Source organism: Cognatishimia sp. F0-27 (assembly GCF_020667845.1).
Classification (GTDB): Bacteria; Pseudomonadota; Alphaproteobacteria; order Rhodobacterales; family Rhodobacteraceae; genus JAFMPQ01.
Genome location: NZ_JAFMPQ010000050.1, coordinates 1 through 15014, shown reverse-complemented (window position 1 = coordinate 15014; position 15014 = coordinate 1). Strand labels below are relative to the sequence as shown.

12 protein-coding genes are annotated in these 15014 nt (G+C 65.7%); 3 read left to right on the top strand and 9 right to left on the bottom strand.

Annotated features, from left to right (window positions below):
- Position 1 precedes the first annotated feature (1 nt).
- From wecB to J1C49_RS19630, 5 genes are all read right to left on the bottom strand, one after another.
- Positions 2-1144, bottom strand: coding sequence for a non-hydrolyzing UDP-N-acetylglucosamine 2-epimerase (wecB, locus tag J1C49_RS19650; protein ID WP_227447542.1), 1143 nt, complete (start codon positions 1142-1144; stop codon positions 2-4).
- Between the two features lie 560 nt (positions 1145-1704).
- Positions 1705-2130 (bottom strand): ester cyclase, encoded by a 426-nt coding sequence (locus J1C49_RS19645; protein ID WP_227447541.1) that lies wholly within the window; start codon positions 2128-2130, stop codon positions 1705-1707.
- A 235-nt stretch (positions 2131-2365) separates the two neighbouring features.
- Positions 2366-3421, bottom strand: a complete 1056-nt coding sequence (locus J1C49_RS19640) for a sulfotransferase (protein ID WP_227447540.1) — start codon at positions 3419-3421, stop codon at positions 2366-2368.
- A gap of 131 nt (positions 3422-3552) precedes the next feature.
- The gene (locus J1C49_RS19635; RefSeq protein ID WP_227447539.1) at positions 3553-4224 is read right to left on the bottom strand and encodes an ABC transporter ATP-binding protein; all 672 of its coding nucleotides are present in this window, start codon (positions 4222-4224) and stop codon (positions 3553-3555) included.
- Between the two features lie 259 nt (positions 4225-4483).
- Positions 4484-6028 (bottom strand): capsule biosynthesis protein, encoded by a 1545-nt coding sequence (locus J1C49_RS19630; protein ID WP_227447538.1) that lies wholly within the window; start codon positions 6026-6028, stop codon positions 4484-4486.
- Positions 6029-6095: 67 nt separating this feature from the next.
- Here J1C49_RS19630 and J1C49_RS19625 point away from each other — a divergent pair, with 67 nt between their 5' ends.
- Positions 6096-7163: a glycosyltransferase gene (locus J1C49_RS19625; protein WP_227447537.1), complete on the top strand. Its 1068-nt coding sequence runs from the start codon at positions 6096-6098 to the stop codon at positions 7161-7163.
- A 102-nt stretch (positions 7164-7265) separates the two neighbouring features.
- On the opposite strand, the gene J1C49_RS19620 is transcribed toward J1C49_RS19625, so the two are convergent.
- Positions 7266-8075 carry a methyltransferase domain-containing protein gene (locus J1C49_RS19620; protein ID WP_227447536.1) on the bottom strand — a complete coding sequence of 270 codons (810 nt, stop codon included), beginning with the start codon at positions 8073-8075 and terminating at the stop codon, positions 7266-7268.
- A 251-nt stretch (positions 8076-8326) separates the two neighbouring features.
- Here J1C49_RS19620 and J1C49_RS19615 point away from each other — a divergent pair, with 251 nt between their 5' ends.
- Positions 8327-9616: an MFS transporter gene (locus J1C49_RS19615; protein ID WP_227447535.1), complete on the top strand. Its 1290-nt coding sequence runs from the start codon at positions 8327-8329 to the stop codon at positions 9614-9616.
- Positions 9617-9696: 80 nt separating this feature from the next.
- Here J1C49_RS19615 and J1C49_RS19610 read toward each other — a convergent pair whose 3' ends face one another.
- The 3 genes from J1C49_RS19610 to J1C49_RS19600 are packed head-to-tail and all read right to left on the bottom strand — an operon-like array spanning position 9697 to position 13905.
- A complete protein-coding gene (locus J1C49_RS19610; protein WP_227447534.1) occupies positions 9697-10542 on the bottom strand; it encodes a sulfotransferase family 2 domain-containing protein in 846 nt (281 codons plus the stop codon).
- A gap of 1 nt (position 10543) precedes the next feature.
- Complete coding sequence (locus J1C49_RS19605; RefSeq protein ID WP_227447533.1) at positions 10544-11263, bottom strand: CatB-related O-acetyltransferase; 720 nt, start codon at positions 11261-11263, stop codon at positions 10544-10546.
- On the bottom strand, positions 11260-13905 hold the full coding sequence (locus tag J1C49_RS19600; RefSeq protein ID WP_227447532.1) for a glycosyltransferase: 2646 nt from the start codon (positions 13903-13905) through the stop codon (positions 11260-11262). The genes J1C49_RS19605 and J1C49_RS19600 overlap by 4 nt, the downstream gene beginning before the upstream one ends.
- Before the next feature lie 244 nt (positions 13906-14149).
- On the opposite strand from J1C49_RS19600, the gene J1C49_RS19595 reads away from it, so the two are divergent.
- Complete coding sequence (locus J1C49_RS19595; protein WP_227447531.1) at positions 14150-14767, top strand: acyltransferase; 618 nt, start codon at positions 14150-14152, stop codon at positions 14765-14767.
- Positions 14768-15014: the final 247 nt, after the last annotated feature.

The following is a 15014-nucleotide window of genomic DNA, read 5'->3' as shown; positions in this document are numbered from 1 at the left end:
ATCAGCTTCCGCGCGTGGCGTGCCAGTCGCGGATTGCCGCGAGGATCCGCCCGGTGGCCTGTCCGTCGCCATAAGGGTTATGCGCCACGCTCATCGCCTCATAGGCCGCGCCATCATCGAGCAGCCGCGTCACCTCCGACACGATCAGCGCGGGGTCGGTGCCCACGAGCCGCACGGTGCCCGCATCCACCGCTTCGGGGCGTTCGGTGGTGTCGCGCATCACCAGCACCGGCTTGCCGAGCGAGGGGGCCTCTTCCTGCACGCCGCCGCTGTCGGTGAGGATCAGATCGGCCCGGCGCATCAGGTAGACAAAGGGCAGGTATTCCTGCGGTGGCATCAGCGTGATGCGGTCATGTCCGGAGAGAAGCCGCTCGACCGGGCCCTTGACGTTGGGGTTGAGATGCACCGGGTAGACGATCTGCGTGTCCGCGCGCGCGGCCAGCTGCGCCAGCGCCTCGCAGATCCGCTCGAACCCGCCGCCGAAGCTTTCGCGGCGATGCCCGGTGACCAGCACGATGCGGCGGTCATCGGGCAAGGGCAGACGCGCGGCCATCTCCGCGGCCAGCGCGGTATCGCTCTCGAGCCTCTCGGCGACCGTTCCCAGCGCGTCGATCACCGTGTTGCCGGTCACATGCACATGCGCAGGCGGCACGTTCTCGGCCAGAAGGTTGGCGCGCGCGGCTTTTGTGGGGGCAAAATGCAAAGCCGTGATCGCACCCGTGACCTTGCGGTTCACCTCTTCGGGCCAGGGCGCATAGATGTCCCCGGTGCGCAGCCCGGCCTCCACATGGCCCACCGGGATCTGTGCGTAATAGGCGGCCAGGGAGGTCGCCAGCGTGGTGGTCGTATCACCATGCACCAGCACCAGATCGGGGGCAAAATCCTCCAGCACGGGTTTCAGCCCGGTGAGCACGGCGGCGGTGATGTCGTGCAGCCCCTGTCCGGGTTTCATCAGGTCGAGATCGTAGTCCGGCGTGATCCCGAACAGTGCCAGCACCTGGTCGAGCATCTCGCGATGCTGGGCGGTGACGCAGACGCGGGCGTCGATGCCCTCGGCTGCCGCCAGCCCGCGCACCACGGGCGCCATCTTGATCGCTTCGGGGCGGGTGCCAAAAACGCTCAGGACTTTGATGGTGTGGCTCATCGCGGCGTGGCTCCTTGCGGTGGTCATCCGGTGAAGCGGCCCCTGTCATGGGTCCTGTGTGGACCAAACCGCCCCGGTCTCACCGGTCTGTCCCAGGCCATACCGAGAGTGCCTGCTGACAGCTTATTTTACAGGGGTTCCCGTTACGACAATGCGCGCATGGCGTCCAGATGGGGCGGCGGCGCGTCCTGTAGCGGGGCCATTTTGCAGCAGCATGCCTTTCCGTTGGCAAACCAATGTGAGGCCAGCATCGGCGCAGGCCGGAGCGCGCGCCCCGGTCGACCGGTCTGCACGCCAAGCGCGCCGGTTTGTCGGTGTTGGCTGTCCATCGGGGCCGACAGCCTGCGCATTTGCGCATTGCATGCGCTGGGGCGACGCCCATCGCGGCGCGCCACCCATCGTGACCAACATCGCCGCCGGTGCAGAACACCGCGGTGTCACGGGATGTCTGCCACGTCGGGGTCTTCTTCGGGGGTTTTGCCGACATGTCTGTCAGGCTCTTGAATGTCCGCTTTCCTTGGAAGGCTGCCAGACCTGCCCGCCAGCAAGACCCCGTTGTGTCAGTCAACCAACCCCAATTGGCGGGCAATCGTTGCGCTGTCATAGTAATCGCGGCCTTCGACCACCATCCCATCCTTGACTCTCATCACGGAGCAATAGCGCACTTCGGCTTTCTTTCCCGTAGGTTGAAAATCCCCGAGACTGGACCGCAGCACGCCTGCGTGAATGCCGGTATTGCGGAACTCGACGGTGGCCCATTCTCCGCATTGGCTGACGATAACGTTCTCGACTTCGCAAAGACCATCCGGAAACGCTTCCCGCCAACGATAGTAGTCGTCTTTATACGCCTGCTTTCCGGTCAGTTTTTCCTGACGCGCGATATCTTCAAAATCGCAATCATCCGAAATCACTTCTGCCCCGCGGTCAGGATCGCGCATGCCCCATGACTCGTGAAACCGGCGGACAATCTTCTCTGTAGGGTGCATGAATGACTTTCTTCGGTATCGGGTGCTGGTTGGGCTCTGCGCAGACTTTAACAGCGCTGGTCACAGAGTGTCCAATAGCGGTCATGCGCGGCGAGCGCAGCATTTGTGAGGTAGTGGCTCTGAGCTGCCATCGGCATCACTGGTGCCGCGGCGCGCGACAAGGCGCATGACCTCGCGGCTGTTCAGTCTCTACGCATCCGCGTCCTATACGCGCCTGCTTCACCGATCCCGACCCTCACACCGCCCATTTCTCCGGGACGCGGTCGCCGAACCGCTCCCGCACAAACCGGTATTGCGGATCGAACGCGTCGCGGAAGGCGGCCCGGATCTCCTCGGGCATCGGCACCGGTTTGCCCTCGTTCACGCGGCGGCCGCCTTCGGGCTGGCGATGCGCGATGCCGAGGAAATCACAGATCTCCCGTGTCGCCGCGCCGGAGAACAGATCCTCGAAGAAGACGTATTTGATCCGCTCCGCCGGGACGGCGGCTTCCAGCTCGATCATCGTGCGGCGGTAGTTCACCCGCTCCAGCCGGCCCAGCTTGCCGCTGTCGATCAGGATCTGCGCCCGGGCGGCGCAATGCCCGATCATCTCCTCGGTGGGCGTGTCCTCGCCGTGGTTCACCCGCTCCATCATGCGGATATGGCTCCACATGCGCGCCACCGGGTCGCGCAGGATGAAGATGAAGCGCGCCTCGCCGACCATGGCCATATCGGCAAAATGGCGCGCGTCGAGCACCGCGTAGGAGGGGGTGATGTCGGCGACCCAGGGCTGCGCATCGTAGCCCGCCAGGAGATAGTCGAGATACGGGTCGTGCCGGTTCGGCCCGGCCTTGGGGCCGGTATAGATCTCCAGCAGGTCGAGCGCCTCGCGCACCACGCGGGTGTGCTGGGGATGCAGCGCGCTCTTGCCCGCTGCGAGCCGGCCCGCCAGCGTCTGCATCTGCTTGATCCGCAGCCGCAGCGCCATCTCCGCGCGGCCTGCACGCACATCGAAGTAATGCAGCTCCTTGTTGGGCGAGAAATGCACCTCCGGCGATGGCAGAAGGTAGTCATGCAGCCAGCTTGTCCCGCCTTTCTGCGCGCCGATGCAGAACATCATCCGCGCGCCCTGCGGAAAGGGGGTCGGCTCGAAGGTGGGCAGGGGGCCGCGCGCGAGCGGGTCTATCGCGTCATCCTCGCGGTCGGAGGCCATGCGCGCGTGGGTCATGTCATCGGGCACCATGGAGGCGCGGATCATCTCGTCATCATTCATCGGATCACCGGGGTCTGGGCGGGCCGTCCGGGCGGCCATATCCGGTCCGGGCCGGACAGACGCGGCGGAAGCCGGGAAGCGGGCAGGGGGGCGTTTGGCCCATCAACAACGGTCCTTTCCGGCGCGATGCGCGCCCGTTCTCACCAGGGGCCGGGCCGCGCCGGCCGGTTTCAGGAGGCCTCGCGGTGCTGCTTGAGATTGCGCTCATGCACGGCGATGGCTTCGTTGATGTCGTCGTAATAGCTGAGCTTGCCATTCTCAAGCACGGCGCCGGCCTGACACATGTTGCGCATCTGCGGCATCGAGTGGCTGACGAAGATCGCCCCGGCCCTTTCCATCCGTGCCATGAAGACCCGGCGCGACTTCTCGATGAAGGCCGCGTCGCCCGCGGCGGTGATCTCGTCGATCAGGTAGGTGTCGAATTGCAGCGCCATGTTGATGCCGAAGCTCAGCCGCGAGCGCATGCCCGAGGAATAGGTCCGCACCGGCAGCTCGAAGTGATCGCCAAGCTCGGCAAAGGCCTGCACGAAGCGGATCATCTCCTCGGTTTCCGCGCCATAGATCCGGGCGACAAAGCGCGTGTTCTGCGCGCCGGTCATGTCGGGATGCATGGAGCTTGCCAACCCCACGGGGAAGGAGATGTTGCCATCGGTCAGCACCTCGCCGGAGGTCGGCGCGGAGGTGCCCGCAATGACTTTGAGCAGGGTCGATTTTCCGGCGCCGTTGCGCCCCAGAAGGCCGACGGAAACGCCGGTTGGAAAGACCGCGTTGATGTTGTCGGCGACGGTCTTGCGGGTGCCGTTGAATTCGAAGGTCTTGGTGAGGTTGCGCAGAACGATCATCACAGGCGCTCGTGGCTGGTGGTGTGTGGCGAATTCGGAAAGAGCAGGGCCCCGGGCAATGGCCCCGCGGCGGCGCGCAATGGCCCCGCGGCGGCGCTCGGTGTGCGTCGGGGGCCATCCGGGCGCAGGGCATGGACAGGAGCCGCGCGGGGCGCAGGCCCCGGTGCCGGAGCCGTGCGCGCGCGGGGGCGCGGCGTGCCGCGGAACCGCGTCCTTGCGTGCCGGTCTGACGGAAACGGACAAGGCATTGGCGCGGCTCTCAGCGCCTGTCCCGCAGCGCATAGACCGCCAGGATCGTCGTGGCCCAGATCAGGAAGGCAAAAAGCCCCACCAGCCCCAGAACCTGCATCCGGTCGGGCCGGGTCGGGGATTCCGGCAGGGTCGGGCTGACATGTGCGGCAAGATAGCGGCTCTGGCGCTGCGCCTCGGCCAGGGCGCTGTCATAATTGGCCAGGGCCGAGGTGTAGCTTTGCTGCGCGAATTCCTGATCGACCGCAAGCCGCTCGTATTCACCGACCAGATCGGCAAAGGCGCGCCGCTCCCCGGTCGGGGCGGAGCCTTCGCCAAGACCCAGTTTCTGCCGCTCGGCTTCGATGCGCTCCTCGATCACCTCGACGCGGCGCTCCAGCGGCGCGATGCGCGGATCGCCGTCGGTTGCGGTCTGTCGCTGGATATCGAGTTCGATCAGGGCCGCGGCGAGCTGGCTTTGCAGCGAGGTCAGGATGCCCATCTGGCCCGAGATCGAGGCCGAGGGGTCCACGATCTGGGTCTCGTTGCGGAACCGGGTCAGCGCCTCGCGGGCGGTCTTGAGCCGCTCCACGGCCTGGTCGAGCTCCTCGCGGGCATAGCGCGTGGTGTCATTGCGGGCGATGGCCGAGAGGCGGTTGATCATCGCCGTGCTCTCGTCATAGATCCGCTGCGCGATAAGCTGGGCGTCTTCCGGCGCAAAGGCCTGCACCTCAAGGTCGATCAGCCCGGTGCCACTGTCGGAATAGACCTTGACCATGCGGCTCCAGTAGGTGGTCAGATCCTCGATTGCGCCCGGCCCGCCGGTGTCGCGTCCGAAAAGGCCTCCGAACAGCCCGGTCAGCGCCCCGTCCGGCTTGTAGGCAAAAATCGGGTCATGCTCCGGATTGGACCAGTCGCGCCCCGGCTTGGACCACAGCGCGCGCAGATCCAGGTCCGCATCGATGCGCGCCACGAGATCGGGGCTCTGGATGAACTTGTAGAGAATGTCGGTATCCGAAGACGATGAGCCCGACAGCTCCGCCACCCCGCCGAGCAGCTCGAAGGCGGATCCGATTTCCTCGGTGCGCACCGAAAAGCCCGCATAGGACACGTAGCGGTCATGCGCTCGGCTCCAAAGATACCACGCCGATACGAGGATCGGCCCGAGCACCATCACCAGCAGGCTGGCCAGCGCCAACCAGTGGCGCGCGCGCGTTCGGGCGGGGGGCACCGCCTCGGGGATGCGCATCCCGTCTTCCGTCGTGGCCGCCCCGTCTTCTCCGGCGGCCTGCTTCGGCTCGGCGATCTCGGCTTCCATCTGCTCGAGCTGCCGGCGGAGCTTTTCGTTCTTGATCGCCTCCATGCGCTCGGCGATCTGGCGCCGTTCGATGGCCAGCGCCTTGGCGGTCTCATTGTTGCGCGCCCCGCCCTGGGGCGGCGCGGCGCCGGGTTTGTCCGTTGACGTGGCCGCTTGCGGGGCGGTATCGGAGGCCGCAGCATCGCCTGAACCGGTTCTGGAGTCTTCTGTATCGACCGGTGACAGGGCCGCGCGCGGCGAGGGGGTCTTTGCGCTCACGAAAAAGCCTCGACCGTGACTACAATTGAAGCGCAGCCTATCCTCTTTCGAGAGCCAAGGCCAGCGCATGAGACAGGGTCCGCGCATTGTGCCGGGTGCCCGCCATCCGGAGCCAGACCCCGTGCCGTCCAGACCGTTTTCCGACCCCGCGACAGGCGCCGACAGCGCGGCCCGTCCCCCGCGGCGCGCCGCGCCGGGGATGCCGGTCTGTATCGTGCTGGCCACCCGGAACGGGGCGGCCTACCTGCCCGAGCAATTGCAAAGCTATGTTGACCAGACCCACGAGGACTGGGCCTTGGTGGCCTCCGATGATGGCTCGCAGGACAACACGCAGGCCATTCTCGACAGCTTTGCCGCCGCCCATCCCGAGCGGGACATCACCTGCGTTTCGGGCCCCCGGCAGGGTTCGGCGGCCAATTTTCTCTCGGCGCTGGCGATCGCGGTGCAGGCCGGTCCGGACAGGGCGCTGGCCTTTTCCGATCAGGATGACGTCTGGCTCCCGGACAAGCTGACGCAGGCGGTGGCGTGGTTTGGCGCGCGGCCCGATTCCGCCCGCCCGGCGGCCTGGGTCTGCCGGACGGTGCTCACCGACACCGCGCTCCGCCCGGTGGGCGAGAGCCGCCACTTCGCGCGCCCGGTGGGTTTTGGCAACGCGCTGGTGCAGAACATCCTTGCGGGCAACACCATCGTGCTCAACCCGGCGGCAGCCCGGGCGGTGGCGCGCACCGTGCCCGCGGCGCTGCGCGCGGATGTGCCCTATCACGATTGGTGGGTCTATCTCGTGCTGTCGGGGATCGGCGCCGAGATCGGGATGGAGGCCCGCCCGCTCGTGCTCTACCGCCAGCATGACGGCAACCATCTGGGCCATCACGGCCCGCTGGTGGGGCGGCTGAAACGGTTCGGCACGGTGGCGCGGCGGGAGTATTCGGGCTGGCTCGACGCCAATCTGGCCGCGCTGTCGGAAGTGTCGGGCGCGTTCACACCCGAGGCGCGGCGTCTGCTCAAGGGGTTCCGGCGCGCGCGCCAGAAAGGCGGCCCCTTCCTTGCTGCCGCTCTGCCCCGGCTCGGGATCTACCGCCAGACCGCGCAGGGCGACCGGCTGGTGCGGATGATGGCCCGCACGGGCCGGCTCTAGAGCGGCGGGGGCCATCCACTGCAGCCGCACCAATGGCCGCTTTGGGGTCAGGACAAAAGCCGTGGGGTTTGTCTGTGACAGAAAGGTATGCGTTTTGGCCGGCTACGTCTTGATCGCGCCCATCCGGTAATATGTCAGCGAGAAGAAGAACCGTCCCTGCCGTGCGAGGTCATGCTGTTCATCGAACCAGGCTTTGGTTTCCGAAGTGCTCATATGTCCATTCTCCGCGGCATATCGCGACATCAGGTGCAAAAGCATGCATGCTATGCCATCAGGGCGCAGTGTGACGTCACAAAAGGTGCAGGGTTCGACTTCGACGGCACCGAACCCCGCATCCCGTACGAGACGCGGCCAGAGCGCCGCGACCCGTGGTTCAATGTAGTGATGATCCCATGCCTCCAGAACCCGGCGCATCCGCTCTGCATCCTCCGAGAACCAATCCAGTGTCCTGCAGCCCGTATCGACGGCAACGAACCGTCCACCCGTCCTTAGAACGCGATGTGCCTCCGCAATGGCGGCTGGAATATCAGAGAGGTATTCAAGAACTTGAACCGCCACGGCCTTATCTGCTTCACCGTCTTCAAGAGGGAGGCTGTCCGCCGAACCATCCACGATCCGGACGTTCGGGAACGCCGCGCAACGAACGGAGGCCGGAGAACGCATATCTGCACTGGGATCGATCCCGACGACCCGTCCTGACGACCCGACGGCGCGGGCAATCTCTTCGGTCAGAAGTCCATTGCCACAACCGATATCAGCAACCACATCTCCCTCCGACAGATGCAAGGCATCGAAGGCCAGCCGTCTGCGACGACTGACATCACCGCCTTGATAGGCAATCTCAAGGCGTTTGCTTGTCGCTTCGTCGAATTTCAGCATGGTCCATGTGTAGAGCAAAATGCTGTTGGGCAAAACCTTGCGGTCGAGCCGCCATCCCGAGACGCGGACATCCTGACGCCCCCCTTGCCGATGCCTCTGCGCCAGAAGCGGTTATTTTTGGCCGATGACAGCAACATATGAGCTTTGGCGCATCCCGCGCTGCGAAGACTGTCGGGAAAGAGCCCATACCGACCGTATGCTGTGCACGCGGCGGATGAGCGGTTTGGCGAATGATCTCGCGACGTATGTTACACCTTATGCATTTCTGAACAAAGCGACCCCGCATGCTGTCTGACACAGAGATCCCGTTTTCAAAGCTGCCAAGCACGGCGCGTAAGCACGTGTATGTTTTTCAAGGGCACCAATTCCTGGACCGTTTTGCCATGGGGGTGATGGTTGCCGTTACGGCTCTGGCCCTCCAGGGTCGCGGGCTGGGTGTTGGCGAGATTGGAGCGCTGTTTGCGGTCTATGCCGCTGTGACACTGACCACCGAACTGCCCTTCGGCGGTCTGGCGGACGGGGTGGGCCGCAAACCGATCTTTCTGATTGCGACAGTGGCAACCGTGATGGCGTCCATCGTCTTTATCTTGTCCGATGCGTTCTGGCCGCTTGCCGCGTCGTTCGGACTGGTCGGTCTCGGTCGCGCATTGCGGTCGGGAACGCTGGACGCTTGGTATGTTGAAGAACTGCGTGCGCGCGCGCCGGGTGTCGACATTCAACCCCTTCTGGCGCGTGCTCAAACGGCAAATTTCGCGGGACTTGGATTTGGGGCAATTGTCGGCGGGTTCCTTCCCGGCCTCTTCGCGGGCAACGACCCTTCGGACCCAATTATTGGCCAGACGGTCTTCGACGTGTCTTATGCGGCCGGGCTTGGACTGACGTTCGTTGTGCTCACCTATACGATATTTCTGATCAGGGAACCGAGCCGCGCTCTCAACGGGGCAGTTGTATTGCGCGAAATACGATCCGTGCCGGGGACGATCCGCGGCGGAGCGCAGTTCGCAGTCTCGAACCGAGCCCTTCTTTTGCTGCTTGCGATCTTGGCGCTCATGCTTTTCGCCACCAACCCCGTTGAAGTGCTCTGGCCCACGGTGGTGCAGACCATGCTCGACCCGGACCGCGCGGCCGCCGTGGTGGGTATTCTGACCGCCGGGTATTTCCTGGCGATTGCAGTGGGCGCAAGCCTTGCCGGGCACGTAAGCCGCCTCTTTCGGCGCCGCCATGCGCTGACCCTTGCGGCGGTTCTTGGCGCGCTCTTCCTCTGTCAGATCGCATTGGCTCTGCAAGGCGCGCTCATCGGGTTCATCGGAGCATTCCTACTCTTTTCCGTTGTGTTGGGGCTTTCGGAATCGCCTGCCGCAGCGATCCTGCACGCCCATGTGCCGGACAATCGCCGGTCTACGATCCTGTCGGTGCAATCTCTTCTCAAGCAGTTGGGCGCGATGTTGGGTTTGCTTGTCTTGGGCTGGATCGGCGACGCCGGAGGTGTGAGCGCCGCATGGATCGCCGGGGGCGTTGGTCTTGGAGTGGCCTCGGTTCTCGCCAAGCTCTTGGCCAGGCAGACGAGCGGCTAGCATCCGCCTGTTTGCTGTGACGAACCATGTGGACGTGTTGGCCGTGGCCCGCGCACCTCACAGAGCGGGGCAGGGCGCTCTCAGGGTCGGGCTCCGGGATCCGCGCCCAGGCCGAGCCGCGCCATCAGCATCTGGTCGGCCCAGACAAACCGCTTGAGCTTGACCACGCTGGCCTCCGACAAAAGCGCCTCCAGCGCGGGCCAGCGGCGCTTGGAGCGGTCCTGCGGCCCGGCATTCACCACCCGCCCGCGCAGGTCCACCTCGAACCCCAGCCGCACCTTGAGATCGTGCTCCAGAAGCCCCAGCCCGTCCACCGAATAGACCCCGTCGAGCCCGCGCGCCACCGCTTCGGCCTGATCCACCAGATCGGCGGGCGCCATCCCGGCGATCTGCCCGTAGCCGCGCATCCGCCGCGTCACCAGATAGGTGCAGTAGGTGGAGTGGTAATGGTCGTAGATGAAGCGCTGCCACATCGGGTCACCGCCAAAGAAATAGTCATCCGCGCTCTCGCGGCTGACCTTGCGCATGCCCACGCGACCGGGGTTTTCCAGCTCGGCCGGACCCAGCCGCTCGGCCTCCTTGCGCAGGTAGAAATAGAACGAGGCCATCCGCTCCAGCGGGTCGCGCAGCACGGTAAAGACAAAGCGCGGCTCGGGCAGGGTTTCCAGCGCACCCCAGTCGATATGGCCCGAATAGAGCCTGTATCCGGGCGGCATCTGTGCCTCCGGCGTCTTGGCCTGGCTGTGGACCCGGATCGGCGAGGCGGCATCGGTGCCCATCACGCGGGTCAGCTCGGCATGGATGGTCTGCCCGGCGGTCTTGGGAATGTGCAGGAACACCACCGTGGTGGAGCGGTCCACACCGCGCCCGCGGCCCGCGTCGCTCTGCCCAAGGGCCCTGCGGATCGGGTTCGGGATCGCTTTCATCTCAGATCTTTCGCAAATCGACGACTTCGGGCTCGAAAAGCGGCTCATGCCCCATCTTCTGAACGCCCTGCAGGAAGGCTTGCACGTTGGACGGATCGAGATGGGTCAGCTGCCACGGCGCATAGCGCCACCATTTCAGGCGCAGGAAGGTCGAGACATATTGTGGCGGCACGCGCCATTTCTTGATCACCGCCGGATTGCCCGCGACCACCGCGTAGGGGGGCACGTCCTTGGTGACAACCGAATGGGCGGCAACCACCGCCCCGTCCCCGATCTTGACGCCCGCCGCGATATAGGCGCCGTGACCGATCCAGACATCGTTGCCGATTGTGGTGATCTGCGCCTTGGTGGCCGGGCCGTCAAAGCTGAACTTGTAGTTGTGATACGCCTCCGCTCCCTGAAACCCGCCTTCGAGGCCAAAGAGCTTGTCACCGAGATAGAAGGCCGGCGAGGTCGAGACCCAGCTCATCGGATGGTTCTGCCGCCCGATCTGGACGTTTTCGCCAAAGGAGCAATACCGGCCGATCTTTGCACCGAAGCAATAGCCCGACACCTGGTAGGAAAAGGCGCCAAGCTCGACCAGATACTCGTATTGCGTCCATTTCAGGCTCGAGGGCGCCTCGAGCACCGTGTGCTTGGGCAGGGCGATCTTGCCACCGGGGCGGTCCAGCACCTCGACACCGCGGGCTTTCAACCAGGACAGGGAAACAGGTCCACTCATGACGTCGCTTTCTCGTTCTTGTTCAAGCCCGGCACAGGGGTGCCGGGAAGATCCCCGGATGCCGATGCGGCACGCTCCATGAGCGCGTCGACCTGCGTCAGGATCGTTTGCGCCAGATCGGCGCCGGGGTCAAAGGGCATCTGGTGCCCGTTGGGCGCCCGCGTCACCGCCTCACCCTGTGCGCCGATGTCGAAGGCCAGCACCGGCAGCCCCGTGGCAAGGGTCTCATGCGCGGTGTAGCAGAAGGTCTCGGGCCAGATCGAGGGGATCAGCCAATGGGTGACCCCATAGCGTGCTGCCAGCGCGGGCAGGTTCTCGACCGCGTAGGATCCATGCACCGTGACGGAGGCGGGCAGGGCATAGGCCGGATCGATATTGCCGATCAGCACGAGGCGCGGCCCGTCGGGCCGGTCGGCCAGCTTGGCCGCCAGCGCCTGCAGCACCGCCGCGCCTTTCTGCAGGCCGATATTGCCCAGCACCGTCAGCACCGGCGGCGCATCGGCGCCCGGGGCGGGCAGGCGCGGCACCGCGTGGCGCAACGTGTGGGGGCGGATGACGATCCGATCGGCCAGATCGGGCCAGACCGCGCCCACATCGCGCGCCGAGGCCGCGGAAAAGGTGATCAGCCGGGCTTGCGCGGCAAAACCATGCCAGGCGGCCTGCCATGTGGCGAGATCCACCGTGTCGCCGTCCCGGGTGAGGATGGTATGGGCGGGATCGTCGGTCTGGCCGGGGATCGGCGCGCCGTGATAGACCCCGTCGCTTTCCAGCAGCGTGTAGGCGGGCGAGAGCGGGAAGAAATCGTGAAACAGGATTTCGGCCTCGTCGCCCTCCTGCATCAGCGCGGTGAGCATCGCCGGCAGGCTCACCGGGTCGCTGTCGCCGACACCGCAGGAATACACCACGCGCCGTTTTGGCAGAACCGCGAGCAGCTGCCGGATGATATCGCCGTGATCGGACTGCCCGTGGCTGCGCCCCATCGGCGTGACCAGTTCCAGCCGCCAGCGTGACGGCCCCCCGACCCGCAGGATCACCGAAGGCAGACCGTCTTCGAGATCCGCCGCGATCCGGTGTTCGAGCCAGTGATCGGCCCCGCCGCCCATGGTATGGGCCAGATAGACCGGCACCGCGCGGTCCGGATCGAGACTGCCCGCCCAGGCCATCCCCAGCGCCAGCCGCGCGGTCACCATCGGGTCGGCGGCGATGAAATCCTGCACGGACTGGTCATAACCGGGGTACCGGCGGGCGACGATCTCGTTGTTCTTCGCCACCAGCGCCAGCTTCTCGTCCGACCCGAAGCTCTCGCCGCCGCGGTGCTCGACAAAGAGCCCGGGCAGCCCGAGATGCTTGCCGCCCTTGCGCGCGACCTTCTGGCACCAGTCGACCTCTTCGCCATAGCCGCGCCCGAAGGCGGTATCGAGCCGGGGCACCTGCGCCAGCCACTCGCGCCCCATCGCCATGCAGAACCCCACGCCGGTGGGCGCCAGCGACACCAGCCCATCGGGGCGGAAGGTCTGCGCTGTGCGGTCGATCGCGTCGCCCTGACCGGGGGTGAGCAGGGTGCGCGCGCAGATCACCGGCGCGGTGAAGATCTCCGCATCGTTGGACATCGGCGTGACGGTGGCCACGTCGTCATACATCAGGAAGGGCCGGATCAGGCGGCTGGCCCAGCCCTCGGGCACGAAGGCATCCGAATTGAGCAGCACCACGGGGCCTTCGGGGGTCTCTTCCATGGGCGCGAGCGGGCGCGGGCCTTCGAGCATCGGGCCGTCGACCCGGTTGCGCGTGGCCTGAAACCCGCGATTGACCGACCGGATGAAACCGAGATTTTCGGGGTTCTCCAACAGCGTGACGTCATGGCCCTCCGCGGCCATCACCGCGAGCCGCTCCTTGAGAAAGGGCTTGATGCGCGGATCGGGCGAGCCGTCCTCGATCACGATCAGCCGCCAGGGCAGGTCCGTATGCGCCGCCACCCGGTCGAGACATTCCTGTAAGAGATCGTAGGCGTTGTAGACCGGCAAGAGGATGGTGATGCGCGGGCGCGGCAGGGGCGGGTCGGCCGGATCGTCCGGCCGCTGGAACAGGAACCGCTCCAGCGGGCCTGCGGACACCATGGTCATGCCGAATTTGAGCCGCTCCTTGATGCGCGCGCGGTAGATCGGATCGCCGGTCCGCAACCACCCCAGCACCGACGGCACCGAGGCGGTCATGTCGCGGACAAACTGGCCCAGCACCGCGAGGCGGGCCCGTTTGGGCACCCGCACCGGGAGCGGCACGGCAGGGATCGTCGAGCGCCCTTCGCGGGCAAAAAGCACAAGTCCCGGAGCCTCGGCGGCCAGAAGATCCGACAGCCCCACGGGGATTGTCAGATCGAATCCCACATGTTCGGGAATGCCGAGCTTGCGCGCCACATCGGTGCGCGGCAGCATCGGTTCGGCCTCGATTTCGGCGTCTCCCAGAACCAGCCGCACCCGGGCGGCCAGGGTCCAGCCGGACACCTGCAACCGGCCCTTGCCGAGATGGATCCGGTCGACATAGCCCACGGTTGCCCCATCACTGTCGCGCAATTCCGGTCCGGGCAGAGAAGCGGCAAGGTGCAGGGCCGCGTAACGCGCATACAAGGCTTTGAGGCGGCGAAACATCAACACTCCGGCGGAGATCGGGCAGGGGGCCGGCAAACGGGGCGCGGCGCCGCTCTTACCACCATGTGGACCGTCGGCTTGCAAGCAAAAAGCCGGTTTTTGCGCCTTTGCGGGCCGCTTTCAGCCGGTCTGTCGGGTTTGGGGAACGGTTCGCCCGGCCCGGCTGCGATGGCACATGCCCTTGCGCCCGCATCCCGGACACGGTCTAGTCGCGCCGGATCGAGCAAAGCGACAAGGAGCGGGCATGGAGATCGACATCCGCGATACCGGCCGGAACAACACCGTCGAGATTGCCTCGGACGTCACGCGCACCGGGCCAATGCGTATCGAAATCACGGGCAATAACAATCATTTGGCCATTGGGCCGCGGACAAAGCTCGCGGCCGGCCTGATCGAGATCCGCAATGACCGCTCGCGGATCGACATCGGCGCGGCCTGCGTGATCTCCGGTCAGCTGCGGCTCAGGGCCGATGACACCGCTTTGGCGATCGGGGATGAGACCACGATGATGGGGGCGCATATCACGCTGCACGAACGCGGCCGGATCACGCTGGGGCGCGACTGCATGCTGTCGGGCAATATCGTGATGGATGTCTCCGACATGCACTCGATTCTCGACGCTGCCAGCGGCGCGCGGATCAACCCGCCTGCGGATATCGAGATCGGCGACCATGTCTGGATCGCGCAAGGGGTTCAGATTCTCAAGGGCGCGGTGATCGGTTCGGACTGCGTGATTGGCGCGCGCGCGCTGGTGACCGGCACGCTGCCTGCGGGCAGTCTTGCAGCGGGTGCCCCGGCGCGGGTGATGCGCGAAGGCGTGACCTGGGACAGGCGGCGCCTGCCCTGGCCCGGGTCCGGGTGACGGTGTCGGCACAGGCCGCCCACACGATCCCGACAGCTGTCCGTGCATACCGCATGAAAAAAGGACGTCACCGCGATGGTGACGCCCTTTTGGCGCGATCCGGACCGCCGGGGGTCCGGATCGGGATGCCCCTGTCGAGATTTACTCGAAATAGCTCTGTGCATAGGCGCGCTTTTCGCTTTCGCTGCGGCCGGAGTTGAGCACGGCGATGAGGCTGTCGATCTGCTGGTCGGAGAGCATCGTGACA

What these genes read in the sequence shown, in the direction of transcription:
- wecB (WP_227447542.1), bottom strand. Translation starts at nt 1,144, where the DNA reads ATGAGCCACACCATCAAAGTCCTGAGCGTTTTTGGCACCCGCCCCGAA.
- J1C49_RS19645 (WP_227447541.1), bottom strand. Translation starts at nt 2,130, where the DNA reads ATGCACCCTACAGAGAAGATTGTCCGCCGGTTTCACGAGTCATGGGGC.
- J1C49_RS19640 (WP_227447540.1), bottom strand. Translation starts at nt 3,421, where the DNA reads ATGGCCGCCCGGACGGCCCGCCCAGACCCCGGTGATCCGATGAATGAT.
- J1C49_RS19635 (WP_227447539.1), bottom strand. Translation starts at nt 4,224, where the DNA reads ATGATCGTTCTGCGCAACCTCACCAAGACCTTCGAATTCAACGGCACC.
- J1C49_RS19625 (WP_227447537.1), top strand. Translation starts at nt 6,096, where the DNA reads ATGAGACAGGGTCCGCGCATTGTGCCGGGTGCCCGCCATCCGGAGCCA.
- J1C49_RS19615 (WP_227447535.1), top strand. Translation starts at nt 8,327, where the DNA reads ATGCTGTCTGACACAGAGATCCCGTTTTCAAAGCTGCCAAGCACGGCG.
- J1C49_RS19610 (WP_227447534.1), bottom strand. Translation starts at nt 10,542, where the DNA reads ATGAAAGCGATCCCGAACCCGATCCGCAGGGCCCTTGGGCAGAGCGAC.
- J1C49_RS19605 (WP_227447533.1), bottom strand. Translation starts at nt 11,263, where the DNA reads ATGAGTGGACCTGTTTCCCTGTCCTGGTTGAAAGCCCGCGGTGTCGAG.
- J1C49_RS19600 (WP_227447532.1), bottom strand. Translation starts at nt 13,905, where the DNA reads ATGTTTCGCCGCCTCAAAGCCTTGTATGCGCGTTACGCGGCCCTGCAC.
- J1C49_RS19595 (WP_227447531.1), top strand. Translation starts at nt 14,150, where the DNA reads ATGGAGATCGACATCCGCGATACCGGCCGGAACAACACCGTCGAGATT.